Source organism: Deferribacterota bacterium (genome assembly GCA_034189185.1).
Classification (GTDB): domain Bacteria; phylum Chrysiogenota; class Deferribacteres; order Deferribacterales; family UBA228; genus UBA228.
In genome coordinates this window covers 1-1,737 of record JAXHVM010000282.1, presented here as the reverse complement: position 1 = coordinate 1,737, position 1,737 = coordinate 1, and the positions used below count along the sequence as shown (strand labels likewise).

Sequence of the window (1,737 nt, the reverse complement as noted above, 5' to 3'; positions counted from 1 at the left end):
AATTTCTATAAAGATGCTTCAAATATATACGTTAGCCATTAAAGAGTTTATTGAATATTTTAAAGAGAGGGTATTAATATTAACATATCTATTGCCAATTGTAACATTATTTACAATGGGCTTTGGTATGAATATGGATACTGAACATGTAAGAACTGTTATAATTGATAGGGATAGAACCCCTTTATCAGAAGAATTTATTGAGAATTTTTTTAATACAAAGTATTTTGATTCTAGATTATTAAATATTTCATTAAACGAAGGTCTATGGAAAATTAGAAATAATAAGATTGATTTACTTATTATAGTTCCAATAAGTTTCGAAGAACAGCTTGTCAAGGGTGCTGTACCCCATATTGGGGTTTATATTGATGGTACATTTCCTGTTATGAGTAAAACTATTGATGGTTATGTTAAAGCTGCTTTACAAAAATTTTCTGGTGATGTTGCTTATGAATCTTCAAATGTTTCAATTGAATCAAGATATCTTTTTAATCAAGCAATGAAAACAAGGTGGGCAGTTATTCCTGGCTGTATTGCTTTAATAATTTTAATGGTTCCAGCAATGTTTTCAGCGTTAATGGTTGTAAAGGAAAAAGAAAAGGGTACTATATTTAATTTTTATACATCTACTTTATCAAAATGGCAATTTATCTTAGGAAAGGTCATACCAGCTTTCTTTGTGAATTCTATTACGGTATTTATTCTTTTTATACTAGCTTTTTATCCCTTTGATATGCCTTTTAAAGGTAGCTATACATTATTTATTATTTCATCTTTTTTATTTGTAATAATAAGCATTGGTATTGGTATGTTAGTCTCTCAGGTTACAGATACACAAGTTGCAGCTATTATATTGACAGCTATTGTAACGGTTATACCAGGATTGTTATACTCAGGTATTACTTCGCCAATTTCCTCTATGGAAGGTATAGCATATTATATATCTCATTCGTATCCTATAATGTATTACGTGAAGATAATGTATGATTGTTTTTTAGTAGGCGATGGATTCTCTTCTGATCTAATTAAAAAGTACTTAATGATTTTAATTCTGTTTATATTCATAATTTATGTAGCAAATTATCTACTATTGAAAAAAAAGATTAGATGAAAAAATTTTTTAAGATTATACAAAAAGAATGGTTAGATATTTTTAGGTCAAAAGGTTTAGTTATCTTTATGTTTTATATTTTCTTAGCTGATGTTTATATAGTGGGGCAAGGTATTAATATTGATGCAAGAAATGTAAAAGTAGGCGTTTTAGATGAAAAAGGTGGTTCAATATATGTAAATAAGATTGTGTCAAAGCTACATCCACCTGAGTTTAAAGAGGTTATATACTATAAAAGCAGAGATAAAATGTTTAAGGATATAAAAAATAGAAAAATTATGGTAGGTATGGCTTTTAGTGAAGATTTTGATAGATTATTTGCAGATGGCAAGCCTGTGCAAATACAGCTGTTATTAGATTCAACTATTGCAACGATAAGCTATTTTGCTTATATATACATTGTCGAAATTATTAATGATTTTCAACTAAATAGTGGCGAAAGAACTCCCGTTGAGCTTGATATACATAAGTTATTTAACCCTAACGCATCACCAGCTCCATTATTTTCCTTAAGAGAGCTAATATATGCTGTAACCCTTCTGTCATTAATATTGAGTGCTTCTGTTTTTGTAAGAGAAAGAGATTTAGGAACATGGGATTTAATGCTTTTAGTGCCAATAAAT

Annotated in this window: 2 protein-coding genes; both read left to right on the top strand. The window is 28.6% G+C overall.

The annotated features are described in order from the left end of the window. The coding region (locus SVN78_10910; GenBank protein MDY6822116.1) for an ABC transporter permease at nt 1–1,114 on the top strand (1,114 nt) is incomplete at its 5' end. After that, nucleotides 1,111–1,737 (top strand): ABC transporter permease (locus tag SVN78_10905; GenBank protein MDY6822115.1); only part of this gene is annotated, 627 nt, incomplete at its 3' end. The genes SVN78_10910 and SVN78_10905, both read left to right, overlap by 4 nt.